General features: G+C 60.3%; 24 protein-coding genes and 1 pseudogene. 15 read left to right on the forward strand and 10 right to left on the reverse strand.

The features are described from left to right. Positions 1 to 409: 409 nt before the first annotated feature. Entirely contained in the window at positions 410 to 1,114 is a 705-nt protein-coding gene (locus VC212_RS03985; protein WP_323514415.1) for a transposase, read from the reverse strand. Between the two features lie 333 nt (positions 1,115 to 1,447). Here VC212_RS03985 and VC212_RS03990 point away from each other — a divergent pair, with 333 nt between their 5' ends. Beyond that, positions 1,448 to 1,927, forward strand: a complete 480-nt coding sequence (locus VC212_RS03990) for a hypothetical protein (protein ID WP_323514414.1) — start codon at positions 1,448 to 1,450, stop codon at positions 1,925 to 1,927. 140 nt (positions 1,928 to 2,067) lie between these two features. On the opposite strand, the gene VC212_RS03995 is transcribed toward VC212_RS03990, so the two are convergent. The 4 genes from VC212_RS03995 to VC212_RS04010 all read right to left on the reverse strand — a co-directional run bounded on the left by VC212_RS03995 (position 2,068) and on the right by VC212_RS04010 (position 6,352). After that, positions 2,068 to 2,376 carry a hypothetical protein gene (locus tag VC212_RS03995; protein WP_323514412.1) on the reverse strand — a complete coding sequence of 103 codons (309 nt, stop codon included), beginning with the start codon at positions 2,374 to 2,376 and terminating at the stop codon, positions 2,068 to 2,070. A 180-nt stretch (positions 2,377 to 2,556) separates the two neighbouring features. Then, positions 2,557 to 5,031: an XVIPCD domain-containing protein gene (locus VC212_RS04000; protein WP_323514411.1), complete on the reverse strand. Its 2,475-nt coding sequence runs from the start codon at positions 5,029 to 5,031 to the stop codon at positions 2,557 to 2,559. Then, positions 5,028 to 5,459 (reverse strand): hypothetical protein, encoded by a 432-nt coding sequence (locus VC212_RS04005; RefSeq protein ID WP_323514410.1) that lies wholly within the window; start codon positions 5,457 to 5,459, stop codon positions 5,028 to 5,030. Before VC212_RS04005 ends, VC212_RS04000 begins: the two co-directional genes overlap by 4 nt. 167 nt (positions 5,460 to 5,626) lie before the next feature. After that, the gene (locus tag VC212_RS04010) at positions 5,627 to 6,352 is read right to left on the reverse strand and encodes a hypothetical protein (protein ID WP_323514409.1); all 726 of its coding nucleotides are present in this window, start codon (positions 6,350 to 6,352) and stop codon (positions 5,627 to 5,629) included. 376 nt (positions 6,353 to 6,728) lie between these two features. On the opposite strand from VC212_RS04010, the gene VC212_RS04015 reads away from it, so the two are divergent. The 8 genes and pseudogenes from VC212_RS04015 to VC212_RS04050 all read left to right on the forward strand — a co-directional run bounded on the left by VC212_RS04015 (position 6,729) and on the right by VC212_RS04050 (position 11,423). Continuing rightward, positions 6,729 to 7,001, forward strand: a complete 273-nt coding sequence (locus tag VC212_RS04015) for a hypothetical protein (protein WP_323514408.1) — start codon at positions 6,729 to 6,731, stop codon at positions 6,999 to 7,001. After that, positions 6,998 to 7,420 (forward strand): SymE family type I addiction module toxin, encoded by a 423-nt coding sequence (locus VC212_RS04020; RefSeq protein WP_323514407.1) that lies wholly within the window; start codon positions 6,998 to 7,000, stop codon positions 7,418 to 7,420. Before VC212_RS04015 ends, VC212_RS04020 begins: the two co-directional genes overlap by 4 nt. An 86-nt stretch (positions 7,421 to 7,506) precedes the next feature. After that, on the forward strand, positions 7,507 to 8,136 hold the full coding sequence (locus VC212_RS04025) for a hypothetical protein (protein WP_323514406.1): 630 nt from the start codon (positions 7,507 to 7,509) through the stop codon (positions 8,134 to 8,136). Positions 8,137 to 8,150: 14 nt separating this feature from the next. Continuing rightward, entirely contained in the window at positions 8,151 to 8,363 is a 213-nt protein-coding gene (locus VC212_RS04030) for a hypothetical protein (protein ID WP_323514405.1), read from the forward strand. A gap of 362 nt (positions 8,364 to 8,725) precedes the next feature. After that, positions 8,726 to 9,133, forward strand: a complete 408-nt coding sequence (locus VC212_RS04035) for a hypothetical protein (protein WP_323514404.1) — start codon at positions 8,726 to 8,728, stop codon at positions 9,131 to 9,133. Between the two features lie 36 nt (positions 9,134 to 9,169). After that, the gene (locus tag VC212_RS04040; protein WP_323514403.1) at positions 9,170 to 9,700 is read left to right on the forward strand and encodes a hypothetical protein; all 531 of its coding nucleotides are present in this window, start codon (positions 9,170 to 9,172) and stop codon (positions 9,698 to 9,700) included. A 201-nt stretch (positions 9,701 to 9,901) separates the two neighbouring features. Then, a pseudogene (locus VC212_RS04045) lies at positions 9,902 to 10,324 on the forward strand (XVIPCD domain-containing protein); the annotation flags it as partial. A 760-nt stretch (positions 10,325 to 11,084) separates the two neighbouring features. Beyond that, positions 11,085 to 11,423, forward strand: a complete 339-nt coding sequence (locus VC212_RS04050; protein WP_323525943.1) for a hypothetical protein — start codon at positions 11,085 to 11,087, stop codon at positions 11,421 to 11,423. A gap of 114 nt (positions 11,424 to 11,537) precedes the next feature. Here VC212_RS04050 and VC212_RS04055 read toward each other — a convergent pair whose 3' ends face one another. Further along, the gene (locus VC212_RS04055) at positions 11,538 to 12,338 is read right to left on the reverse strand and encodes a hypothetical protein (protein WP_323514401.1); all 801 of its coding nucleotides are present in this window, start codon (positions 12,336 to 12,338) and stop codon (positions 11,538 to 11,540) included. A gap of 63 nt (positions 12,339 to 12,401) precedes the next feature. After that, a complete protein-coding gene (locus VC212_RS04060) occupies positions 12,402 to 14,531 on the reverse strand; it encodes an ankyrin repeat domain-containing protein (RefSeq protein WP_323514400.1) in 2,130 nt (709 codons plus the stop codon). A 283-nt stretch (positions 14,532 to 14,814) separates the two neighbouring features. Here VC212_RS04060 and VC212_RS04065 point away from each other — a divergent pair, with 283 nt between their 5' ends. Continuing rightward, positions 14,815 to 15,735 (forward strand): hypothetical protein, encoded by a 921-nt coding sequence (locus VC212_RS04065; protein ID WP_323514399.1) that lies wholly within the window; start codon positions 14,815 to 14,817, stop codon positions 15,733 to 15,735. A 143-nt stretch (positions 15,736 to 15,878) separates the two neighbouring features. After that, complete coding sequence (locus VC212_RS04070; RefSeq protein ID WP_115512671.1) at positions 15,879 to 16,196, forward strand: hypothetical protein; 318 nt, start codon at positions 15,879 to 15,881, stop codon at positions 16,194 to 16,196. A gap of 335 nt (positions 16,197 to 16,531) precedes the next feature. On the opposite strand, the gene VC212_RS04075 is transcribed toward VC212_RS04070, so the two are convergent. Then, positions 16,532 to 18,121: an SDR family oxidoreductase gene (locus VC212_RS04075; protein ID WP_323514398.1), complete on the reverse strand. Its 1,590-nt coding sequence runs from the start codon at positions 18,119 to 18,121 to the stop codon at positions 16,532 to 16,534. A 395-nt stretch (positions 18,122 to 18,516) separates the two neighbouring features. On the opposite strand from VC212_RS04075, the gene VC212_RS04080 reads away from it, so the two are divergent. From VC212_RS04080 to VC212_RS04095, 4 genes are all read left to right on the forward strand, one after another. After that, positions 18,517 to 19,161, forward strand: coding sequence for a hypothetical protein (locus tag VC212_RS04080; RefSeq protein ID WP_323514397.1), 645 nt, complete (start codon positions 18,517 to 18,519; stop codon positions 19,159 to 19,161). Positions 19,162 to 19,164: 3 nt separating this feature from the next. Continuing rightward, entirely contained in the window at positions 19,165 to 20,154 is a 990-nt protein-coding gene (locus tag VC212_RS04085; RefSeq protein ID WP_323514396.1) for an XVIPCD domain-containing protein, read from the forward strand. 182 nt (positions 20,155 to 20,336) lie between these two features. After that, complete coding sequence (locus VC212_RS04090) at positions 20,337 to 21,128, forward strand: SPFH domain-containing protein (protein WP_323514394.1); 792 nt, start codon at positions 20,337 to 20,339, stop codon at positions 21,126 to 21,128. A gap of 144 nt (positions 21,129 to 21,272) precedes the next feature. Further along, on the forward strand, positions 21,273 to 22,247 hold the full coding sequence (locus VC212_RS04095) for a glutathione S-transferase family protein (RefSeq protein WP_323514393.1): 975 nt from the start codon (positions 21,273 to 21,275) through the stop codon (positions 22,245 to 22,247). 21 nt (positions 22,248 to 22,268) lie between these two features. Here the strand turns inward: VC212_RS04095 and VC212_RS04100 are convergent, their stop codons facing one another. Next, entirely contained in the window at positions 22,269 to 22,730 is a 462-nt protein-coding gene (locus VC212_RS04100; RefSeq protein ID WP_311240181.1) for a DUF4126 family protein, read from the reverse strand. Between the two features lie 288 nt (positions 22,731 to 23,018). Continuing rightward, the gene (locus tag VC212_RS04105; RefSeq protein ID WP_323514391.1) at positions 23,019 to 23,948 is read right to left on the reverse strand and encodes a CPBP family intramembrane glutamic endopeptidase; all 930 of its coding nucleotides are present in this window, start codon (positions 23,946 to 23,948) and stop codon (positions 23,019 to 23,021) included. Positions 23,949 to 23,952: the final 4 nt, after the last annotated feature.

Here is a 23,952-nt window from a genome sequence, read left to right on the forward strand (position 1 = left end):
AAAAAAACGGAGTCAGGTTCACTTGTCTTTTGATATCAGTGACTTGTGTGGTCGGTGTGCGGATCTGACGCGGGCGAAGCGTTGGGTCTTGGCCTGGGCCATTGCTTGGAAGGCGCTGCTGCCAAGGACGCGCTGTTGTTGGAATAACGGGGTGGAATAACGGGGTCAGGTTCACTTATCAGTCGGTAGCGCTTGGCTTCCGTGGCCGATGAGCAGGTCTGACGCCGGCAAAGCGGCGGGTCTTAGTTTCAACCATGGCGCGGAAGGCATCGCGGCCCAGAACTCGTTGCTGCTGTAGATGAAGGCGGATGCTGGCGAGCAGTCCGTCGGACAGGGCTTCATCGAGCAGCGCGCGGTAGGCATTGCATCGCTCAACCGGGTCGCTGCCAAGGGAATAACGGGGTCAGGTTCACTTATCAGTCGATAGCGCTTGGCTTCCGTGGCCGATGAGCAGGCCTGACGCCCCAAAGCGGCGAGTCCAGGCTTCGATCATCGCGCGGAAGGCGTCGTGGCCCGGAGCTCGCTGCTGTTGTAGATGAAGACGAATGCTGGCGAGTAGTTCGTCGGACGGGGCTTGGTCGAGAAGTGCGCGGTAGGCGTAGGATCGCTCAATCGAGTCGGTGCCAAGCGCAAGCCAACACGGATGTGGCGTCAGTGCGGAGTGCCCGCGCTGTCCCAGATTGGCTGGGCAGCTGGACCAGCGATACGTTGCTGGGTCGTCAGTCAGGTGAGCGCGCACTGGGTTGAGCTCAATGTAGCGATAGCAACGAAAGACGTAGTCAGCACTGTCTACCAAACAAGCTTTGTAGCGCCCTTCCCATAGCGTGCCGGTGCGTCCGTGGCGGCCATTGAACAGCGCCACGTAGTTGCGCCCAAGCCGCTGCATCAGCTGCCCGATCCGTCCCGTTGCAGGTGGCGTGGCAAGCAAGTGCACATGGTTGTCCATCAACACATAGGCGTGCAGCTGGCAGCCTGTGGCATGTAGGGCCTCATGCAGCAGGTGCAGGTAGCGCAATCGGTCGCCATCATCCAGAAAGCACGGCAAGCGGTTATTCCCCCGCTGCACGATGTGCTGCGGGATGCCGGGAAGGTCGATACGCGCAAGTCTGACCATCCGGCAAGACTCGCAGCAAGGCATTGGTGCTGATAGCGAGGACACCCTCCTGAAAGACAAGGCCGCGGCCTGAAATTTGCGTAGGAAGTAAACCTCACCGCTGTTAGCTGTGTATAAATAAGCAGAGCCATAGACGCGCGGCTTGCTAGTCTTGCTTAAAGTGAAGGGATATATATGCAACGATACGGGCAACTACTGCTATGTGTTCTGGTCTGCGCAGGCATCTCGCTGCTGACAAGCTGCCAAGCACAGACAACCCAGACGCAGGACGTGCCAACGCGCGTTGTGGCTGATGGACAGGTTCCCATCGTACGACCGTTGCAGTTGGCGGAGATGACCAGTCCGATGGTGGTCGAATTCAACGTGCAGCCTCCTGGCAAAAATGCGACTGGCACACTCTTCCTGGGTATCCGTGTCGGTGACGAGGATGCTCTGAAGTCTCTTGAAGCTGCTCAAGCGCTCCGCAGATCTGGCTTGCACGCTAAGCTTGTTCTGAAACGGCTTGAACCAAGCGGCGCAACCAACATGCCATTGGTGCGTGTTGAATCGAGGCCAGGAGTTCCCACTCAGACCATCGCTGTGAGTGCAGACGGGCGTGTTCCAGGCGTGTGGCTGGACGATGTGGATAGCTCGTCCCTTCAATCTGCGGGTCTGGAATCTCCAGGGCGTCGCTACACGCAGCTTGCTTTCGCATGGGCGCAAGGAATTCAGCCTGGCAAGTATCAGTTGAGCATCAGGCTGCTTGGCCAGCCGCCGCGGTTGGCATCGATCCAATCCGAGTTGCTGGTCGCTTACCGACACAAATCAAAGTAGGTAATCTCATGGAAGATAAGTACGCTATCACCCTCCCAAACACTGAGGCTGTAGCCTGAAACTTGCGTAGGAAGTAAACCTGACCCCGTTAGCGTATGACGCCCCGCAAAAAACTGACTCCGTTAGCGCAGGCTTTTGAATTAAAGCGTGAAAATCTCTTCGGTGTCTGCGTAGAACACCAATACCTTTCCGCCTGCATACGGTACGGTGACTTTCCGTGTCCACGGCTCGGCTATTGGCATGACAGCTTTCGCCATGGCATCGCATTTATCACTGGTGCCACATCTGCGGATGGCAATGCGCAACACGCCGCGGTCCGTTGCGAAATCAACGCCTGGAGAATAAAAGAGACTTTCTGCCGGCATATGGTAAATGATGTTGAGTGAGTTGGATCCTAACTTTTCGACTTTTACCGGCTGTACATCGTTCTTCTTGTAGTCAGAACGCATGCTTCCTTCTGTATAAGCAGTCAAGGCTGATACTGCAAGCAACCATGTGCCAAAATGAGGCGAGATTTTAGATTGGTGTTCATGCCTATGATGATTTTTGTCTAGCAAGGTGCTGCCTACTACCTCGACACACGGGCGAGGCAGGACTGGTCAGATGCTAGGTCGTGGAATCCATTTCGATCAGAAACTCACACGCGGCGCTTGCTGAGTATCTTGTTGCTGGCTTCGCGCCAATTCCTGTTGTCGTATCTGCGTTTGCTCTTGGGCGATCGCTTGGTTGGCCGCTTGTAGCTTTGCGTCCGACTGCTCCAAAGGCATATGAATTGCTTGGTCGATAGAGACAGCTGCGCGCTTGTGTGTTGGGTCGTCGATGCGCCCTTCGATCGCGACGAGGTTGCCGTTCTTGCCCATCAGTACGTGGTCCACGCGTTGCAGCGCGTTGGCGGCGAGCGAGGTATTGCCGGCGTCTGGATAGCGCTCGCGATTGTCCTTGCATGCCGCCAGCAGGCAGCGGCTGACGCGCTCGCTCATCTCGTCATAAGGTTTGCCCACGCTCTCATCGATCTTGGCCACGCCTTCGCGGATCTGCCTCAACATGGTGTAATCCGGATGATCCGGATCTTGCGGGCCTGACGCTTGCGGTCGTGCTGGGGCGCCATGGCCGCGTACATCTGTGTCTTCCTGAGTCTTCTTCGAAGAGGTGCCCGCGTTGTGGTGGTTTTGCATCCTCGGCGCAGTGACATGGATCGTCTCTAGCGTTTTGATCGGTTCAGCAGCAGCATGGGCCACCGGCTGGGCAGCCGTACGCTGTGTGCCTATGGTCTGGGCCGCATAGGTTCCATCAAGCTCCTGCTTCAAATTACCCTTGGCCTGGCTGTCCCAGAGCATGCCGTCATGGGTCCATTGACCGTCTTTGCCACGTTCGTAGAGGTCGCCATCTGAGCCGACGATCCGGCCGGGATGCTTCAGCGCGTCATGGACTGCGGCGGGCATGTAGGCGTGACGCTCCCAGCCATTCTGCTCGTAGGTCTCTTTGTAGTGCGCGGCCATCGCTGCCGGCGTGTGCATCGCGTTCTGCTTGATGATTTGCTGCGAAGCTTCATCGAGTTGCGACGCACGCTGAGGGCTGGCCGTTTCGGTGTGTGTGCTCATCGTGCGATCGATCAAGCCATCGGCTACCTGGCGCGTCCACTGCTGCGTATTCGCGTTGTGCACCCACGGTGACTCGCGCAGGCTGCGCGTGTCGTGCTCGTTGGCGGGTTGGGTGTAGGGATCTTTATTCTGCGGCGGCGAGCCGAGTGCCAGCTCGATAGACGTACGAGATGCTTTGACGGTCAGTAAGTCCGCCACTTCCGGCGTGGCAACTTCGGTCCGAGTCTTGAAGAGCGGCAAGCCGGCCTCGCCAAAGGCGACTGCAGCGGGATCGACCTCACCAGTGCTGACGTCCCGCGCCCACCGTTCTCCGGCTTGGTGATTCTCAAGGCGCCACGTATTGCCTTGCGCATCTTGTTGATGGGAAATGCGATGATCATTGATCACATCGGCCAGCTTGTCGCCGCCCACCGCGCCAACGATGCCGCCAACCGCACCTGTGACTAGCAAGCCCGGGCCAGACTCCACGCCGAGCGCTGCGCCTACGCTACTGCCAAGCACTGCCCCGCCAAAGGTGCCCAGATTTCGTGTGGCGTAGCGAGTGACCTCTGCATCGGCCGCAGTGCTGTTGCCCTGCGCGTCCAGCCGCTCGGTGTTTCTTGCCGTACCGCCCAGGTCGTAGACCGCCGCCGCTGCGCCCACAACGCCCAGCCCACGTACGGTGCCGGGAGAGAGCCTGCGCGATGCCGCCACCTCTGCGCTGAGCGCGGTCTCTGCAATGCCTACGGTTGGCGCATCCAGCCCGGTCGGTGCGCGGACCATGCCGGAGGCACTGAGTTCTGCTGATGGCTTGAAGTGTGTTTGCTGCAGTTCTAAGCTTTCAGCGAACTCACGCGAAAATGTAACCTTTTCAATCTTTGAGCCGATGCTCTCTGGCGCTACAAAGATGCCCTTGGGTGCCGCCTGGATAAAGTGTGTTTGCACTTCCGGCAGTACAGCGCCTGCGCCACCTTGTGCGTACAGTGCCTGCAACTTGGGAATCGGTTGACCGCCCAGCGAATTGACATTTGGGTTGTTCAGCACAGCAGGCACTTCAACCTGACCGAAGACACGTTCCAGGTTGGCAGCAGAAGCCACTACTTTGATGTCTCCACGCAGCGAGCTTGCGAATTCGTGCGAGGCTTCTCCCCAGAGGCATTTCGACAAGGACGTTGGGCGCTGTGATGGAACGGCCGGGTCGCCGAACAAGAACGACGCAGCAGACTCCTTGGCCATCTTCGGAGGCAATCCCTGAGATCTGAAAATCTCGGAAGCCTTCTCCTCGATGGCAGTCCTGGCTTCCATGAGGAACTTGGCGCGCGGCGTATCGTTGATGATGGGAAGTCCAGTCTTTTCAGAAAGTTCAACCGCCATGACCTCGGATGAGACATCCCCGACCCAACGACTGTAAAGAATTCCGCCCTGATCAACCGATTTCGCCGGATACGACCTTGCAATTTCAGATATTTCATCTAGAGATTCTGCTTTGTCTATCAGAGAGATCGAGGCGGCGTGGTCGCTCATATCTGAACTCCGGGCTGATCAGTGGGCTTGATCAATGCCCAATTCTCATTAAAAATTACCCTCCCCGTGAATATCGCCCCTCCGCTTTCACTGATGATCAGCGGCTTTTTCGTAAAGGAAGTGCCAGCCTGGATTAACTGGATGATGATAGTCTTTATAGAATCAAGCTCTTCATCGGTGAAAGGGCGAACTGACCAGGCGGTAATTGGCATCCCAACCTGAAGCTCTACCGAAAATCCAAAAGAAACAACTGCTACGTCATAATGGGTTTGGTCTGGAAGCCAATCATTCTTTAGCTCTCCAAAATACTCCGTACCATCAATTTCAATGGCGAAGGTTTCGTGGCCAAGCTCGTCAGCACCCCGGATGCCACCTGAAAAACGGGCCCGACCTGCTGGCAAATCTATCCATTCAAATGTCGATGACATCTCAATTCCTTTGTTGCTGGATCCAAATGGTGTGGCTTATCGAATAGGACGATAGGCAATAGTAGTTATGATACATCGGTGCCAATGGCAGCCAGCAAAGGTGCGACATCGGCAAGCGTGGCTACTCATTATTGCACCACAAGTGGCATGTCGTTCTTGGTGGCCGCTTACTTGCTGGAAGCGCTATCTTGCCGGTTCGCCTCAGCCAATAATTGCTCGTACGACTGCACGCGTATACGTAGGCGAATGAGATGCCATGACATCGCAAAGGCAAACAGTAGCGTGAAGGCCAGCACGCCCTGGATAAGGGTGATCTTGCTCAGTACCGTCCAGTCGCCCAAGCGCCAGTCTTTCAGCTGCAGATACAGGGCAAGCAGGACGGGCATGAAGCCCAGCTTCTCGATGCCTCCGGTGAACAATCCCAGACGATCATGCATGTTGGTGCGACGGTCACGCATGAATGCCTCGCGTCGACGTCGTTGTTCCAACGGAAAACCTCGAAGCGACGCAACGATCGATTGATACTGGTGGAACTCCCGCTCCATCAGGTCTGCGTGATCCGCATAGGGGCGGCGGAACCCGGGCCATTCGCGCTTGACGGTTAGCGCTGCCGAGACCACAAAGCCTGTCAACTCAGTGACAAGACCGAAAACGGCCAAAGAAACGCCAGTTTTGCCATCTAGCAAAGTACCGGCCAAGATCCCGACGCCCGCACCGATCAAGCCAATCGCCAAGCTCCAGCGCTCGACTGGGCCGGCGCGGCTCTGTTCGGTTACCTGTGCGTAATGAGCCATCGCCGCAGATAGCGAGGGAAAGCTGGGGTCTGTGAGCGTGATTGCTTCCCCATCGATATCGGCGCTGCGTTCTGCCGCTACTTCATCCACTGAACTCATCTAGCCTCCCTCGGCGATCGCGCGTCCAACATACGTCTGTGATGGTCAGTATTCCTCAGCTGCCGACAGCGCGCCAGCGCTACTCAAGCGCGTCAAGTCTCTTCCATGGTTGCTATTGACACGCTACGCCTCGCGCTCGCAATCTAAGCCCAAGGAGCGTCGAAACTCCTCTAGTAGCGGTACCCACCTCCGTCAAACCGGTGGGTTTTTTGTGCCTGCATCCCGCAGGTACAACCGACGCGATGCCTGCGTCGGGAGGGCGGCTAATACAACACCCGCAAGGGAAATACGCCCGCCGGCTACTAGCGGTTTCGAACCTCCCGACATCCCGTCGCCGTTGGCGGCGGTGCTTGGGTTGTTCCAGGAGGGCGTTGCCATGTCTACCGCACCATCCACGCCGGCATCGGTGCCGGGTTATCTGTTGCCAGCCTCCGCACACGGCCTGCTGCGGGACGTGGGCGAGGTACTGCGCCGGCTGGCCGCACGCGCAGCCCTTGAGCAGGCCAGCGACGATCCCGCGCAGCAGCTGCTCAGCCAACCCGGTGTGTTGTCGCAGGCCTTGCGCAGCCTGTCCGCTCGCATCGACGTGGCGTTGCAGCAGTGCGTTGCTGCACCCATCACCAACACTCGCCATCCGGAGGCGCCATGACACGCCGCCGCCCACCCAACGCGTCCGCCACCGCCACCGCACGGCCCACCCGTCAACGTGCGCGCCCAGCGCCACCCAAGCGGGTGCAGTGGGTCATCGTCGAACCCGAGCGCACCAAGCTGCCACCGATGCTGCCGCCCGAGCCGGACACAACGCCGCAAGGCCCCGGCCGTTTGCATGCACCCCGCCGCGCCCGCCGCCCGCGCCAATGCACCGTCAGCTACACCCATTACCCCGGCGCCCACGACCACGCCGGCGACCAGCACGTGCCCCACGTCCGCCTCAGCGGCCTATGGCTGGAACAACTGGGCTTTGCCATCGGCACCAAGCTGCGTATCACTGCCAGCGAAGGGCAGTTGGTGATGGAGTTGTTGCCGCCGGTGGAGGTGCCCGCCAAGGCGCAAAGCGTACGGCGATGATGGTGCGGCTGCCAGAGGCCTTGCGATTGACCTCGGTGCCGGATGCCACTAGCGTCGCAGCCACACCAGCGCACAACGGACGCTTCATGATCGCGCGCGCCCTCTACGCCTTGCTCGCCACCCTCACTCTGGGCGCATGCGCCCATATCTCAGCCACCCCCGCCCCGGCAACCGTCACGGAGACATCTGCCATGAGTTCCTCAGCCGATCACGTACCTGCAGATCCTTCCAAAAGTGGACCACGGACCGCGCAGGAAGCATTGGAGCGGGTACTGGAGCTGATTCGCACAAGCGCCAGCATTGAGTCGTTCACTGCCGACCATGTGTCTCGAGCAATGGGCCAGTCGGTGCAGCATCGCGATGATGGTTCCGGGCGGTTCGGGGCTAGCGGAGTGCTCACCCGAGATTGGAACTACGGGTTTGGTGTCAACAAAACCGAAGTGAAGGGGGCATGGTTCGAGTTCCTGTTCCTGCCTAACCCGCCAGAAGCGTCTCCCTCTATGTCGGATATCTGCCAGATCGAATTCGAGACGTTTGCGGCACACCTAGAGAAAATGGGGTTTTCGCGGCAGCGCAACTTTGTCGAGGATGGACGATGGATGAGTGAGATCTTCCAGCGCCCAGGGATGCGCGTAGAGCTCTTCCCGCGTGGTGAAGCTGACGCACCCCCAGAGCGCGCCACTCATCAATGCGTCGAATGGGTCCAAATTCGCTAGTCCAAGGAGCGGACATGTTGAGCCAAGAAGCAAGTGCCGTGGTGGCATCATTTAGTCAGCAACCAGGTGTCACGCGTGAGCACCTGGACAACTTCAATCGGGTTCTGAACGATTCGCCCGAGTTGACCCGCCACATCAACGAGGCGGTTCAGAAAAAGGTGTTGAAAGGCTTCGCACCGTTAAATGACCCGCATGCGGGAGGCATCTATGATCCACGCGATCAGTAAATTCATTTGCCGCTCGCAGCGCTGGCGAATGATGCCAACGGCAAGCACGCCGCGGCAGGCGATTTGACCTTGCAGCCTCAGAACTACTTGAAGTGATTGCTGCCGATGCCTGATCCAAGATCATTGACGTGTTAGATTTCAGCGACACTCTTAGCTCAGGATCTAAAGAGATGGCCCTTCACCTTGGGGAATCCCTTGGCAGGCAAGGTAACAACGAGCGTAGTGACTCACCTCGGGCAACGTTGTTACCGATTACGCTGCTCGCCCTATGCACCTTTCATGCGGGGTGTGCCCCGAGCACTCCACGCGATCAGTTAGCCATAGCGGCTGCAAAGCCCTCCGCTGAAACCAGGAGCAAAGACGTGACGGAACGCCTTAAACAAGACGTCGATCGTTTGATCGCAACAGACTTCCAGGATGTCGCCGCCGTCAGTACTCAGCTTCAAGCTCAGTTCGGACCACGCCAGTTAGACGCAGAAAGAGAGCTTCGGGTAAGCGAGCAAGGCGTGCTGGCAGATGAAAAATTGCAGCGTGTTGAGTTCATTAATGCAACAGATGATCCATCACGTGGGAAGTTGGTTATCGACTTCTCGCCGCCTGGGCCGAGTTTTGTGGAGGCTCCCTGGGTGGATGCTATTCCTTACCCGCCTCGGCCAGATGCGCGAGATTCCAGAGCGTATTGGGAGATGACAGTTAACGGCACTAAAGTCATTTTTGGTCTGACGGAAGATCAGTCACACCTAAGCTATATTTCGATCAACAAACTTTGAGATAAAGTTTGATCAATCAAGCAAGGGAAATGCGTGATGGAAAGTAACGAAGAAGAAAAATTTCCACAGCCGCGACAGGTAGGTGCACCATCCAGTGGCGCGCTACCGGCTTCTCCGCTGAAGGATCCAGCATTAGCGCCTTTAATTAACTCTTCGCCTACACTCCAAGCGGGCCTTTCCCAGTTCAAGCGCGATGGCATAGGCGTTGATTGGGGTGGCGCGGGTGGAGGCACCTACCTGGAACCAGGTAAGAGAGTAGTGATTGATCAGAACGCAACTGGCAAAGGTGAACGAATCGCTAGATCACTATCACACGAGATTGGACACCATGGGTTCACCGAGCCTAAAGATTATTCTTCCAAGCAAGCTTATGTGAACAACATGCTTCGCGGCGAAGCAGCTGCAACGCTCAGTAACGCAGTAGTCCGACGTGAGATTCTGAATCATCAGGGGCCGGATATCGGTATTTCTGGGAGCGGCACGAGGCCGCAGCAGTACGAGGCAATTGCAGATCAGCAAATGGCAGGTCGCATCACACGCGATGCTGCACTGAACCAGATTGCCTAGGTCTTCAAGACGGAACAACCTTCGGTCGCTCCAAGTAAGACATACGAGCAATATTATGGCGATTACTACGACAAACACATCGTCCCCTGGAAGCTTAAACAGGGGCGACCGGAGCCCGGAGCCGTTGGCGACATCACTACTTCTGATGTGAAGCAGGGTGGACTTGGATCTGAGTCACATCCGGCATCACCGAAGACCGCGTTGTTGCCCTCACAGCCAGGCCATGCGGACCACCCGCTTTACCAGCAGATCAAGGGTGGCGTGACGCAGCTAGACGCCCAGCATGACAGGCAGTGGGATGCATCGAGCCAACGCATGACGGCCAGTCTGCTTGCGTTGGCAAAAGGGGAAGGACTGTCGCGGGTGGACCATGTCGTGCTCAACAACTCGACAACGCAGTTGGCCGGCGGCGAAAAGGTCTTCATTGTCCAGGGTGCTCTCAACGACCCGGCACACCAGCGTGCACATATGCCGACGGTGGACGCCGTGCAGGCGCCAGAGGCCCAATCGTTCGACCGCCTGCAGGCAATCAACCAGACTCAGGCCCAGGCGCGTGAACAGCAGCAGGGGCTTGAGCAGTCGCAGCAATCTGCTATCCAGACGGGGCCATCAATGGCACGCTGAGATATTTCATGTCGTCGGTATCGGCTTTCACTGAGTGCGACGGAGGCTGAGAAGCTGGTGAAAAATTCGCTGACGTACGTCGTGCTCTGGTTGCTCGCTACAACCGGTTGCACTTACAGGTTCGCTCAAATTGGTATGGATAAGCCGTCCGGCCCCTCGCTGTGTTCAGAGGTCCTGGACTGGGAGCGCATAAGCGCACCTCGGGCGCTGCGAGTGACGCCACAGATTGTCGAAGACGAGAACGGCCGGTCTTATCGCTTTGATCTCGGTGGGCGAAAGGGGCTGCGCCGTCTGGATTCCAGTTGTGGATTCGGTGCATATGCTGAATGTAGCTTTGAGGCAACTGATTCGAATGGACGAGTTTTTCGATTTTCCGAAATGTCGACGTTTAGTCTCTGGGAAAGTCGACAAGGGTTCTATCTTGTCTACCATGTCGTGGATCCTAAAGGAAAGTCTGATAAAGGATTGCGAAGAGTCGTCAAGGTGGATGATCCACTCTCAGAGATCTGTAATCAGATCGGTGACTACTCAAATTTAATGTAGTTGTCTGAGCAGAATGTCAATGAATCGCCCAGTAGCCTGGGTCTGGAGTTTGTTGGGTGCAAGAGTCGCGACTACTGCCAAGATGCGCGCGCCTTACGCTTCTGGTAAAACATCGCTCTACCGCAGGAAGGAGCCGCGCCGTATGCCATTCGCTATCTTCCGTTCTTACGTTTCGGCATCGGCCGTAGTGGTCGTTACCACCTTTGCAGGATGCGCCATGACCGAGCCGCCGATCTCAAAAAAACAGTTTTCCGAGCATGTTGTGACGCTGCTGGCCGGCAAGGATTCGGCTGTGGTCGAAGCCGGCAAGCTGACCGATTTCCCTTGGAAGACGCTGTGCTTCGAGCGCGATGACAGCCTGTTGCTGAAGTTCGATCGCGACGGAGAAACGTCCGTGCTGCCGTTGCCTTACAAGGAGTTTTTTGTGGATGAGGCACATGTGAGTAATTCCCTTGAGGGCAGCTGTGTCACGCCATCCGATCACATCCTGATCAAGAAGAAGTATCCGGGTTATCAAGGGCCTATAGAGTTTCAGAACGCAGCGCAGGGAGGATAAGCTGTGGTCGAATTTGCGGATTTGCGGACGCCAGACGTGAGATTGCGCCATGGGCGTTTTGGTATTGCGAAGCGTTGAGCCGCGCTCGAAGTAATGCCGGTTGAATTTAATGCTTTAGGTCTTTTGCCTGGCGAGCTCTTTCCTGCATAGGGCAAGATTGGTTCGCGCTGCGCGCACGATTGCCAGATAGCGGTCCGCAGGGATCGGTGGCCAGTTCTCCATCACCGCTTCGTCTTCTGTCGCTGCGTCTTCCGCGTAGGCATTCAAGGTCTCCAGACACTGCGCATAGAGCGCGTTCTTGTACTGGGTGATTGCCAGATCATTGCGGATATCTCCCTCTTCTTCCCATTCCAGTGTCGGCGCACATTGCGCCAGTACCGGGGACAAGGTGGCCAATGCCGTCTTGTAGTCCTTGCAGTCGTAATGCTGCTGAAATGCCGTGCGTGCGCGCGCTAGGGAGTTGCCGCTGCAGCCGTCTATGGCCCGCAGGTAGGGGGCTTCGAAACCGCCATTATAGCCGCACAAAGACTTGCATTCGACCGGCGTGGTGGTGGTCACGTCGATACCTTCGGCGTTGCCCGTAAACTGCACTTTGCAATCCGTGGGACCCATCTCGCTTGTGGCGATGTCTTGGCTTCCATCGATCACGCCTTCTAGAAAGCACATGGCTTGGCCGTTAGTGCTTTCCAAAGAAAACCGTAGCGATTGCTTGTGCCTGGTCAGTCGCAGATGCCCCCATCCCTTTTCGGTGATGTATTCGCCGGGCACAAGAGCGACGCTTGCTGCGGGGTGGTCCAAGATCGCTGCGGGTTCGGGCGCGCCGTCAGGCGGCTGCGCGAGGCAGATGGCGGTGGAAAATACCGTAGATGCAAGGCATGTCATTGTCCGAAGGGAGATCTTGTTTTTCCTGTCCATGCGTCTGCTGTGGCGTCCTGGAGGTTATGGAGCGATGTACATTGCCATCACCCTTGATGCACATCACCGCAACGCCGCCCGCACCGCCTGCAACGAGGTGGCAAGCAGATCGACGGCGCGCTTGCCGTCGTTGTCTTTGATGGTCTTGTCTGCACCCCTGGCCACCACGAGCGCGTAATTGGGCGCGCTCTCGTCATTGCTTTCCTGTTCGGCGGCGTAGTGCAGCAGGGTGCGGCCCCGCGCGTCGCGGGCGTTGATGTCGATGCCCCGGCTCAGCAGAAAGTCGAGAAAGGCCACTTCCTTTGGAAACGTGTGGCGTGGTAACCAGTGATGGGAGGTGAGGTTATGCAACAGGGTTTGCTGGCCCGGTTGCAGGGCGAGCGGGTCCAGCCCCTTGGCCATGATCAGGCGGACCAAGTCTGGCTGGAAACAATAGGCCAGCGACGAACGCCCATCGGCAGCGGTGCGGGTGGCGTCCGCACCCAGTTCCAGCAGCGCGGTGATGGGGCTATCGGCGTCGAGCGTGTGGGACAGCAAGGCCGATTGCAGCGGAGTGTAGTGCAGCGAGTCGTCGGGCTTCTGTGCGATGGCCTGCGCGTTGATGTCGGCGCCGCCGGCAACCAGCACACGCACTTTCTCGCCGGTGCTGGCGGTGTGCAGCGGAGTGGTGCCGTGGATGTCGCGCGCGTTGGGATCGGCGCCGTGCGCCAACAGCACACGTGCGGTGGCGACACCGCCCCAGTCGAGCATGGTGGTGCCGTTGTCCCAGCGTGCGTCGGGGTCGGCGCCGGCATCCAGCAGTGCTTCCAGCATGTCCAGATAGTCCTGCAGGCTGAGGTGGTTGCGCAGCTTGCTGTCCACGTCTTTCACCGCCTCCTTGCTGGCTTGCTGCAGGGCATGCTTGGCGGCGCGATAGCGCTCGCGGGTCTGTGCATCCTTGGCGTGGGCGATCGTGGCATCCAGCGAGTCGAGGCTGCCGATGCTGATGCTGTCGACCAGGTGCTGACGGTATTGGGCGCGGGTCATTGCGGCGATGGGCCCGCGGGTGACCACCAGATCGTGCAGCGGCCAATAGCGCTGATTAGCCCAGCCGTTGACGCGTGCGCCGTGGGCGATGAGCCAGCGCACGGTGGCCAGCGTGCTGTGTTTGACCGCCGTATTGAGCGGTAGCAACCGTGTGTTGAGCGTTGCGCCGGCCTTGAGCAGGCGCGCGATCATGGCCGTGTTGTCGTGCCGGGTGGCGTAGTTGATGGCGGTGGAAAATTCCTGGTCGGACGCGATGTGCTCGCTCAGCCAGTCGCTGTCCGGCGTGCAATTGGGCACGGCGCCTGCCAGCAATGCCGCCTCGATACCGACGAGCGAATTGGCGCGTGCTGCGTCCAGCAATGCGCGATCGGCCGCACTGCGCTCCAATACCGGCACTGGCGGTGTGTCGTTGTCGAGCTGTGCGGGGTCGCGCTCCAGCCAGGCAAGCCACGCCTTGGCGCCGTTGCTGCCGGCATCCAGGTAGAAGGTGTCGTTTTTCTGGCCATTGCCGAAGCGCATCCACGAGGCCCATTCGGTGCCGGCCATGCCTAACGCCGACATCTGGGTGATGAAGCTGAAGAAATCCGGGGCCAGCGCCAGGCCGTGCAGCATTTCCAGCTCGTGCGAAAAATAGCGCACCGGTTGCCTGGTGGGATCCGGGTGCGTGGTGTCGATGGTCAGCCAGTCGCCGTTGATGAGGGTGTAGAAGGCGAACTGGTGTTCCCACAGTGCAGGGCTGTTGGGTGCTTCGGACAGGTCGCGATCGGCCAGCTCCTGCTTCCAGTCCAGAAACACGGGCAGGGCCATCGTGTCGATGTGGGTCAGGCTCCACACCGCGTCGCGGTTGCAGCTCATGGACGGCAGGTCTTGCTGCTCCATCGCGCGCAGGTGCGAGGGCACGTACCAGCCGAAGCTCACCTCTGCCGACAGCTCGCGCAGCACGCGACGCAGCTGTGTCGGGATCGGCAGGTGGTGACGGCGTTCGAGCGACAGTAGCTGACGCTCGGTCGCAGGCGGGGCGATCAGCAGCGGCGTCACCTGCCAGTCGCGCTTGCGGGCGATGGCTTCCATCCAGCGCCATTTCGCCTGCCACTGGGTCCAACGTGTCTGCAGGGCGGTGTCCTGTGGTGTGCAGGCGCCGAGCAATGTGGAGGTGGCCAGGGCCATGAGGCCGGCCTCGAGAAGCTTGCGGCGTGAGAGCGTGATCAGAAGCGGTTCCTTGCGTCTGGCGACGGGGCGAGGCGTCTGCGAGCAAGGATGCACGCAGCAATGCTAAACGCGCGACAAGGCTTTGCCGCATCAGCTGCGGGCGCGGGTGGGGATGTCGGCCAGGCGGCCGCTGCAGGTGCTGCGTTGCGCTGGAACCCTGGGCGATCCCTGGCCGCGGGTGGGACAGGGGCGGCGCAGGTGTCGCACGGTTGCGTAGGATAGGCAGCACGGAGGCACCAGCATGGACCCGACATCCCACCACCAGGATCGCCTGGCTTCGCGCACACGGCTCTACGCGCTGTTGGCGCGAGAGGCGCGCACCGGCGTGATCTTTCGGCGTGGGCCCAGCAAGCAGGTGCAGCTCATCCGCTGGGATCGCGCCACCGACACCTTCGAGCACGGACAGTGGTTCAAGGGCCGCATCTACGAGCGGCGTTGCGATCTGTCGCCGTCGGGGCGGTTGCTGGTGTATTTCGCGGCCAAGCACAAAGGCTATTTCGGCACCTGGACGGCATTGTCGCGCCCGCCGTTTCTGACGGCGTTGGCGCTTTGGCCCAAGGGCGATGCCTGGGGCGGCGGCGGTGCGTTCGAAGATGAGCAGACGTTGCTGCTGAATCATCGCCCGCAGGAAGGTCGCGAGCCGTTTCCGCGACCGACAGGCTTTCAGCTGAAGCACACGATGACGGTACGGCCATTCGGGCAATGGTCTGGCGGTGGCGAAGACGAGCCGATCGACAGCGTGCTGCGGCAGCGCGATGGTTGGCGGGTGATCGACGCCGGTGAGGTGGAGCGGGGCGGCCTGCGGAGCGGGGTGCTCTACCGCTTCACGCGCCCGCGCGTGTGGGAGAAGGGCGGCAGTGGCGGGCGTCGGCTGCAATCGCGGCTGCATGCCGCGGGGCGTCAGAACGATGCGTGGTATGCGCTGGATCACCGCGTGCTGGATCGCGATGGTGCCGTGTTGGCGGACTTGCCCGGCACCGACTGGGCCGATTGGGATGGCGGCGACCTGGTGTTTGCGCGTGGCGGCGGCCTGTATCGGCTGTGCAAAAGCGATTTTCGGCGCTATCCGGAGGACGGCGAGCAGGTGGTTCGGCTGTTGTATGACTTCAGCAATGCGCGGTTTGCGCCGCTGCAACCGACGGTCGACGCGCTGCGGTATTGATCCAGCTGTGCATGAGAATGGCCATCTGGCCTGGGCTCTGGCGCGAGTGACGCTGTCGTGAAGTGCCTGCGATCACCCGGGCTTGCGCTCTGCGCGGTTCTGCGGATCACGGTACTGCGACAGGTCGAGCCTGATCATGCGGCATGAATAGTGGGAACCAGATCACGGCGCGAGCCGTCTCCGTCGCGCCCGGCAGTACAGGGCGCTCCAGTAGCAAGCTGATGGTCGAGTTGTCGAGCAATCCCGATCCACGGTGGTTGGCGTGCTTCAATTTCGTCGTTCAAGGACGGGACGGGTTTTTCATGCAAGCCAGGCCAGTCTTCGACCGAGGCAGCTTTGAAGGCGAGGTGCCTGCCGAGCAGGTGGATGCGTTCCGGCAGCAGCTGCATGAGGTCATCGCCGCCGCCAATGTGCTTGCAAGCGCACAGGCCAATAAGGATGCGTTGCGGCTGCGACGCTGAGCATTGCCGGCGCGATGCAAGCGATGCGGTTCGATCTATGCGGCAGCGCAATGGCGACGCCTGCACCGGCGCTGCACACAGCCGATTGCGGCGTTGGTTTGGGACATCGCGCCCGTCTGGATACCGGCGCCATCTGTGCGCGATGGACACTCGACGTGGCCGATGCGACACAGGCGCAAAGGCTGGGCGCAGTTACGGCGGCAGTGCTCTCCGCCCTATTACGGTGGATGCGCAATAGCAGAAACCGCAAGCGCGCTCGCTTCCAAACGATGTTGGCGAACATGACTCGCCGGCACGCATCACATCACTGCGACGCGTGCCTGTATTGCCACCACTCACCAATCCGTCGGCGCGTAATCCTTCAAAAACTGCCCCCACACATGCTCGCCGGTGTTGGCGCCGTGGATGATCGGGTCGACGATACGGGCGGCGCCGTCGACGATGTCCAGTGGCGGGTGGAAGCGTTCCTGCTGCACCTTGAGCGCGGCGATGTCGGCGGGATCTTCGTCGGTGACCCAGCCAGTGTCCACGCTGTTCATGTGGATGCCGTCGTTTTGATAATCGGCCGCCGAGGTGCGCGTCATCATGTTCAATGCGGCCTTGGCCATGTTGGTATGCGGGTGGCGGGTGGTCTTGAAGTTGCGGTAGAACTGCCCCTCCATCGCCGAGACATTGACGATGTGCTTGTCGCGCTCGGGCGTGCGCAGCATCAGCGGCTTGAGTCGCGCGTTGATGATGAAGGGCGCGATGGCGTTGACCAGTTGCGTTTCCAGCAGCTCGACCGACGGTACTTCGGCCATCAGCAGGCGCCAGGAGTTGCGTCCGCGTAGATCGACCTGCTGCAGATCCTGATCGAGACGGCCTTCCGGGAACAGGTGCTCCTGCCCGACCAGCTCGTCGTCCAGCAGTGCCACCTGCGACAGTTCGGCGGCGCGGGTGAGGCCATCGGCATCGGCCAGGCCGCGTCCATGCACGGCCGGCAGCGCGGTGGCCGAAGCTTCGCGCAATAGCTCGGGCGTGCGCAGGCCTTCGTAATGGCCCACGAGCTTTTGGATGGTGTCCGGCAGTGCATCCAGTGCGGCGGTTTCGTTGGCCATCATGTGCGCGTAGAACTGCGGCGGGCGGCGCACGGTCTGGCAGGCGTTGTTGATGATGAAATCCAACCGCTCGCGTGTGGCCAGCAACTGGCTGCAGAACGCCTCGACGCTGGGCGTGTGGCGCAGATCCAGGCCGAATACCTGCAGGCGGTGACCCCACTGCGCAAAATCCGGTTCTTCCGCGTAGCGCGCGGCCGAATCGCGCGGGAAACGCGTGGTGACGATGAGCTCGGCACCGGCACGCAACAGCTTCAAGCCAGCCTGATATCCGATCTTGACCCGTCCGCCGGTGAGCAACGCCACGCGGCCGCGCAGGTCGGCGGTTTCGGTGCGCTTGAAGAAATTCAGCTCGGCACAGGCTGGGCACATCTGATCGTAGAAGTGATGCAGCTGGGTGAACTTCTGCTTGCACACATAGCAGTGACGCAGCTCGGGCGAATGCATCGGCTCCGGCGTGTCGGATGCGTTCTCGCCGTTGTGGGCGTCGTGCAGTCCAGCGGCGTGCGGCGGGAAGACGTTCGGTGTGCTGAACACCGGCTTGCGCCGCAACGCACGGATACCACGCTGTTCGAGCAGCGCCTCTGCCTTGCGCACCTTCTCCTGATGCCGCTCGCGCTCGCGCTGCTTGAGCAGCTGCCGGCGCGCCTTCGGCTCGGGGTGATAGACCTTGGCCACCACCTGGTGCAGGCGCACGCGGTCGGCTTCGGGCAACGCGTCGAGCACGCTGCGGTCGGCCTCGATCGCCTCCAGCAGATCCAGCGCGGCGCGCAGGCGGTCGGTCAGGGGCAGGTCGTCGGTGGGCGGGGGTGCGGGAGTCGTGGTGTTCAAGGTAGATCCGGAAGAAGCGGCACAGGCCGTGGCAAGGACGGCGGGCAGCCGGGAATGCACAAAGGGACGCAGGTGAGGACGACAGCGGGCTGCCGGCTGGCGACCAGCCTCGGGCCGCCGCCTGGGCATTTTCGCCGATTGTGGGGCCGTGGCGCCAATCGACGGGTCGGAGGGGGGGCGATCCCTCTGCCGCGACGGATGAGGGGCTGCAGGCTGCGACAGCCCCAGACGTGCACGGAGTCGTGATTGGGGCTAGCCGAGCGGGTGTGCTGCCGCCGCATGCGGTTGCCAGTTCTCTCATCGACGCTGACAGCGCTTAGAATCGGGTCGCACGCAGGGCCGGCAACGCGGCTTTGTGGGATGCCCACACCACGTCCAGTCAGGAAGGACCTGCCATGCCAGCATTTGCGGTTCCATACTTTTGCCGGTTCACTCTTGCACTGGCGATGGCAGGTTTGACCGCGTGCGGCGCTGCTCCAGAGCAGTCGAAACCGGCGCCCCCGATCAGCCGCGAGGTGGCCGCGAAGCGAACTGTGGTCCCACTAACGCGCCCCGTCGCCCTGGACAAGGCCGGCATGATTGCGGATCTGGAGTTCGATCTTCCCCCGCCTCGACCTGGGGCATCTGCCGATCTGATGCTGGGCCTGCGTGTGTGGGCTGCGGATGCGACATCCATGTACGAGGCCAAGGATCTGATTAATGGTGGAGAGTTCCCGGCGAGATTGCATCTGACGCGCGTGGATGGTGCAGCCCCAGTGCAGATTGCGCTGACGAGTATCAGCAAAGACTTGAGTCGTCGACTTCCTGTTGCCGAAAGTGGTGAGGTGTCTGGTACCACATCGACCAGCGTAGACAGTGCAATGCTCAAGGATGCCGGACTTCTCGACCAGAGCTCGGTGTATGGCGTGTTGAGTCTGGCCCAGGTGGAAAGAACTGTGCCCGGAAGATATCGCCTTGTTGTTGAACTCAAGGATGATCGGCCGGATTTGAATGTAAAGAATGTTGAGTTGATTGTTGCTTATTTCAATAAAGGGAAATAGTTCATGGCCAAGGAAGATCCTTACCTTCTCACAATTTATCTTGCATCCCCCGGTACGCCGCTAAAGGAAGGGGGAACATCCTTCACCGGGCATATGTATCTGGAAACTTCCCACGCTGATATCCATGAAAGCTTCGGCTTTGCACCAAGCGGAGGATCAAGAGTCCAGGGGCGCGATTCGGACGAAGTCCCTGGTGAGGTGTCCGGAAAAGATGTAGAAAATTACAGGGACCCTCAGTACGCCAGGACGATGGAGATCACCAGGGAGCAATACGAGAAAATCCGCGAATTTTCCGCCGACCCTGCGAAACATGGCTTCGACATGAAGTACGATTCATTTTCCAACTCATGCGTCGATTTCAGCTGGGCGGCACTGAATCATGCCGGTCTTTATCGCCAGACCGTCCTCGGAGGCATAAAGGGCTATGAAGGCGAGCCGAAGGTGCTGCATAACGAGCCTGAAATTCAGAAGCTCAGGGCACCGTTTCCGGAGAGTGAGTTCAACAGGGAAGTGCGCAACCCGAAGCCCGAGCGAGACCTGTGGCAACTCATCTTGTCCGATAACCAAACACAGACCGATACCGGCCGCTTGGTTGCTGATGGCACGCCGACAGACCCGCTCCATCGCCAGGCCGAGGAGGCCGTAAGCCGCCTTGAGCAAGGGCTTGGCAGGGAGTACGACGAAAACAGCGCGCGCCTGGCGGCAAGTTCTGCGTCCCTGGCCAAGGAGCACGGTCTGTCGCGGATCGATCATGTTGTATTGAGCGAACACACGCCCTCCGCGCGGCAGGGTGAGAACGTATTTGTTGTCGAGGGAGCTCTGAACGACCCAGCGCACAAGATGGCACATATGAAAACGGGCGACGCGATCGCGCAGCCCGTCGCGCAATCCCTGGCACAGCTGCAGTCCTTGGGCGAGACGCAGCAGCAGTCACAGCAGCAGGAGCAGCAGCAGCGAGAGCAATCGATCACGCCGCAGCACAGGATGACGTGAGGTCTGCTCCATCTGGAAAGAGGTTGCGCTGCGATTGACGGAGCGGAGCGATGGTGGAGCGTTTCAGGGGGGCTGATCATTGACCAGGTTCCAGGCCGCGAGCGGGGATGCGATCGCCCGAATGATTCGGTAGTCTTTCACGCAACCGGGCGGATAGGCGCCCGGGCATTCAAGGGGCATCGATGAAAAATTCCACTCTGGCCATTGGATTGGCCGGCTTGCTCTGTGCGTGTACGGTGGTTTCGCCGGATCCAGGCCAGCAGGCGGTCCTTGTGGACAAGCCGCTGTTGTTTGGAAAAGGGGGAATCCGCCTGGACGATGTGCGTGATCCTGGTCGTACGTATGCGTGGTTGACCACGTCCGCTACCTATGTGGATGTGACGCCGCAGACCGTGCAGGTGGCCTTTGATGACTTTTCGTCCAGTGACAATATCCTGCTGGATTTCTCCACCCAGATTCAGTATCGGATCAGCGCACCGGCATCGTTGTTGTCCGGCTTCGGGCAGGATTGGTTCAAGAACAACGTCGCCAGCCAATATGCGTCCATCGTGCGCGACCAAGTCAAACGCTACGACATGACCAAGATGATGAGCGATCCCGACACCGCCAAAAAAATCGACGACTCAGTCACGCAGAACGTCCGTGCGTTGGTCAAGGAGCAGCGGCTGCCGATCGAGATTCAGAACATAACGTTGGGCCGTGCACGTCCCAATCCGGATGTTTTACAGCAGATGAACCTGACCGCTGCACAGCAGCAGCGGGTCAAGACGCTTGTCGAGGCCACCACGGCCGAGCGGCAGCGTGAACAGGAGCAGGTCGCCAAGGCTGATGCCGATAATGCCTATCGCAATCGCATGGGGCTGACCCCGGAGCAGTATCTCGCCAGCCAGATCGCCGAACTCAATGCAGATGCGTGCAAGAAAGCGCAGGCGTGCTACATGGTGCCGTCCGGCACATCCGTGATCGCGCGCTAGCAGGCAGCGCATCAGGGAGCGCGCTGCGACCTGCTGAAGCGACTTGCGCGGTAAGCACACGCGCTGTAATCGCAGGCCCGCTCACGTGTTTTCCAACATGGCTGGGCTACGGTGCTTGCCTGTTCTGCAGTGCAAGGAAACACCATGGGCCTGCTGGTCGATGGCAAGTGGCAAGACCGTTGGTATGACACCGATAAGAGCGATGGGCGCTTTGAGCGTTCGCAAGCGCAGTTTCGCAATTGGGTGACGTGCGACGGCGCAGCGGGGCCGCATGGGGACGGTGGATTTCAGGCGGCAGCGGGGCGTTATCACCTGTATGTGTCGTTGGCGTGCCCGTGGGCGCATCGCGCCTTGATCTTTCGCCGCCTCAAGGGGTTGGAGCCGCTGATCGATGTGTCGGTGGTGAATTGGTTGATGCGCGACCAGGGTTGGACGTTCGATCCCGGCCCTGGTGTGGTGGCCGATCCGATTCACCACGCCACGCGCCTGTACGAGGTGTATCTCAAGGCCGACCCGCATTACTCCGGGCGCGTGACCGTGCCGGTGTTGTGGGATCGCGAGCGCAACACGGTGGTGAGCAACGAGTCGGCCGATATCATCCGCATGTTCAATAGCGCCTTCGATGAAGTTGGTGCGGCCGAAGGCGATTTCTATCCGGCCCCGTTGCGCGAGCAGATCGATGCGCTCAACGCCCGCATCTACGACACCGTCAATAACGGCGTGTACAAGGCCGGCTTTGCCACCACGCAGGCTGCTTACGAAGAAGCGGTGGTGCCGCTGTTCGAGACGCTGGATTGGCTGGAGGCGCGCCTGGGTGAGCAACGCTATCTCTGCGGTGCCACGCTCACCGAGGCAGATTGGCGGCTGTTCACGACACTGATCCGGTTCGATGCGGTGTATGTCGGTCACTTCAAATGCAATCTACGACGGATTGCCGACTATCCGCAGTTGTCCGGATTTCTGCGCGAGCTCTATCAAATGCAAGGTATTGCAGACACCGTGAACTTTCAGCACATCAAGGGGCATTATTACCAAAGTCACGACAGCATCAACCCGACCGCTATCGTGCCGATGGGGCCGGTTCTGGATCTGCAAGCAGCGCATGGGCGCGGTGGTTGAGACGCAGCTGCCCGGTTTGGACTAACGCTTGGCGGCATCCCGAATGATCAACGTCGCCGCACCTACCGCGATGGTGTCTTCGACAACACCGGTACTGGTCTGGCCATAGCGTTCGATCGCACGCATGCGCGCATTGAAGGTGAGATAGGCCGCGGCAACCGCAGTTGTAGCGCCGAGCAATGCCGCGATGCCACGTTGTTCGCGCGGTGCCAAAGCGGTGCCGACGATGACGCCTGTGGCAATGCGGGCAATCATGCCGGGTAACACGATGCGGTCCGGGGCGGTTTTCATCTTGTCGCCGGCCAGCTCGCCGCCGGCCAGTGCCAGCATGCCAGCCGATGCCAGGGGATTGGCAAGCAACGCCGGCGCGCCGTTATCGGCAGGAAGCTTGCCGGTGCGTGCAGCGTTGGCCACTGCAGCCAGTGGGGTCATCGAGCGCATGCCGGCGACGGCGCTCATCAAAATGGAGTGGATCAACGCCATGTGCACCTCTGCAAGGGCGCGCCGACGGACTCCAACGTGGAGCCAGCAGGCGCGCATCAGGTTGTTGGTGCTCAGAGCCTAGGAGGCCGGATGTCTGCGCGATGACAAGGCGGCGCCATGGCGATGTGTGCTGGCGTCCAGGCGTGAGACCTTGCCCGACGTGTGGCATCACGCGGTGCGCGATGCATGCCGGGGGGGCGTGCCGCCGTGAAACGGCGATGCGGTGGGTGCACCATGACGCTGCCCGACCATGCAGACGCGACAGCGCGTTGCCATCGCCAAGACGGGTCAGGGTTGCTTTGCAAAGCTTCCCGCGCGCCACGCCATCCACAACACCGACAGACCCACCGCCAGGCAGATCAGCACGCCGGGTAGCGAGGCCTCCGGGCCGAAGGCGCCGCCGGTGAGCCATTCGGGAAATCCGAGACGGGCCGTGCTGCGGGCGATGGACGGGCCCATGTCGGTTCCGGAAACCGCTGCACCAAACAGATAGCCCTGGGTGAAGTTCCAGGCGATATGCACGCCGATCGACATCCAGATGCGGCCGGTCAAGGCATAGAACGCGCCGAGTAGGATGCCGGCTTCCAGTGCGATGCAAATCGCCGCAAACGCCGTTGCATGCGGGTTGGCGATATGGCCGAAGCCGAACAGTGCAGCAGAGGCGGCGAACGCCACCCACGGGCCGAACGCGCGCCATACCAGGCGCAGAAAGATGGCGCGGAACAACAGCTCTTCGATCACCCCGGCCTGCAAGGCCTTGCGCACCGCCGTCCAGGCTGGCGCCGGGCCCAGCGCTTGTATGTCGTACAGCCCGAACAGCGCCATGATGCCCATGACCGTGGCGAACATGGCCGCGCCGATGACCAAGCCGATGGTCAGCTGCGGCAGCATCGGGCGCAGCGCAAGCTCGCTGGCGCGTCGCCCTTCGGCCAGGTGCACCGCCAACACGTAGACCGCCAATCCAACCGCGACGCCGATCAGGCCGGCGACCAGTTGCAGGGGGCCGGAGTCCTTGGGCAGCAGGCTGCCGATGCCTCTGCCGGCCATGGGCGCCAGCGTGGCGACCACCACCAGCAGCAGGACCGCCCAGGCAATCGCTCGCAGCCAGCGTAGGCGGCCGGGATGCAGAAATTTGCGCTCGCCCAGCGCGATCCGGTGGGGCGTTTGGCTGTGCGTGGCCACTGCGCTACTGGCAACCGATGGCGTGGGTGCGTGCATGGGT

Source organism: Xanthomonas sp. WHRI 8932A, assembly GCF_035012785.1.
Lineage (GTDB): Bacteria > Pseudomonadota > Gammaproteobacteria > Xanthomonadales > Xanthomonadaceae > Xanthomonas.

Coding starts and splice junctions, on each gene's coding strand:
- VC212_RS03985 (WP_323514415.1), bottom strand. CDS start 1,114: ATGGTCAGACTTGCGCGTATCGACCTTCCCGGCATCCCGCAGCACATC.
- VC212_RS03990 (WP_323514414.1), top strand. CDS start 1,448: ATGACCAGTCCGATGGTGGTCGAATTCAACGTGCAGCCTCCTGGCAAA.
- VC212_RS03995 (WP_323514412.1), bottom strand. CDS start 2,376: ATGCGTTCTGACTACAAGAAGAACGATGTACAGCCGGTAAAAGTCGAA.
- VC212_RS04000 (WP_323514411.1), bottom strand. CDS start 5,031: ATGAGCGACCACGCCGCCTCGATCTCTCTGATAGACAAAGCAGAATCT.
- VC212_RS04005 (WP_323514410.1), bottom strand. CDS start 5,459: ATGTCATCGACATTTGAATGGATAGATTTGCCAGCAGGTCGGGCCCGT.
- VC212_RS04010 (WP_323514409.1), bottom strand. CDS start 6,352: ATGAGTTCAGTGGATGAAGTAGCGGCAGAACGCAGCGCCGATATCGAT.
- VC212_RS04015 (WP_323514408.1), top strand. CDS start 6,729: ATGTCTACCGCACCATCCACGCCGGCATCGGTGCCGGGTTATCTGTTG.
- VC212_RS04020 (WP_323514407.1), top strand. CDS start 6,998: ATGACACGCCGCCGCCCACCCAACGCGTCCGCCACCGCCACCGCACGG.
- VC212_RS04025 (WP_323514406.1), top strand. CDS start 7,507: ATGATCGCGCGCGCCCTCTACGCCTTGCTCGCCACCCTCACTCTGGGC.
- VC212_RS04030 (WP_323514405.1), top strand. CDS start 8,151: ATGTTGAGCCAAGAAGCAAGTGCCGTGGTGGCATCATTTAGTCAGCAA.
- VC212_RS04040 (WP_323514403.1), top strand. CDS start 9,170: ATGGAAAGTAACGAAGAAGAAAAATTTCCACAGCCGCGACAGGTAGGT.
- VC212_RS04050 (WP_323525943.1), top strand. CDS start 11,085: ATGACCGAGCCGCCGATCTCAAAAAAACAGTTTTCCGAGCATGTTGTG.
- VC212_RS04055 (WP_323514401.1), bottom strand. CDS start 12,338: ATGGACAGGAAAAACAAGATCTCCCTTCGGACAATGACATGCCTTGCA.
- VC212_RS04060 (WP_323514400.1), bottom strand. CDS start 14,531: ATGGCCCTGGCCACCTCCACATTGCTCGGCGCCTGCACACCACAGGAC.
- VC212_RS04065 (WP_323514399.1), top strand. CDS start 14,815: ATGGACCCGACATCCCACCACCAGGATCGCCTGGCTTCGCGCACACGG.
- VC212_RS04070 (WP_115512671.1), top strand. CDS start 15,879: ATGAATAGTGGGAACCAGATCACGGCGCGAGCCGTCTCCGTCGCGCCC.
- VC212_RS04080 (WP_323514397.1), top strand. CDS start 18,517: ATGCCAGCATTTGCGGTTCCATACTTTTGCCGGTTCACTCTTGCACTG.
- VC212_RS04085 (WP_323514396.1), top strand. CDS start 19,165: ATGGCCAAGGAAGATCCTTACCTTCTCACAATTTATCTTGCATCCCCC.
- VC212_RS04090 (WP_323514394.1), top strand. CDS start 20,337: ATGAAAAATTCCACTCTGGCCATTGGATTGGCCGGCTTGCTCTGTGCG.
- VC212_RS04095 (WP_323514393.1), top strand. CDS start 21,273: ATGGGCCTGCTGGTCGATGGCAAGTGGCAAGACCGTTGGTATGACACC.
- VC212_RS04100 (WP_311240181.1), bottom strand. CDS start 22,730: ATGGCGTTGATCCACTCCATTTTGATGAGCGCCGTCGCCGGCATGCGC.
- VC212_RS04105 (WP_323514391.1), bottom strand. CDS start 23,948: ATGCACGCACCCACGCCATCGGTTGCCAGTAGCGCAGTGGCCACGCAC.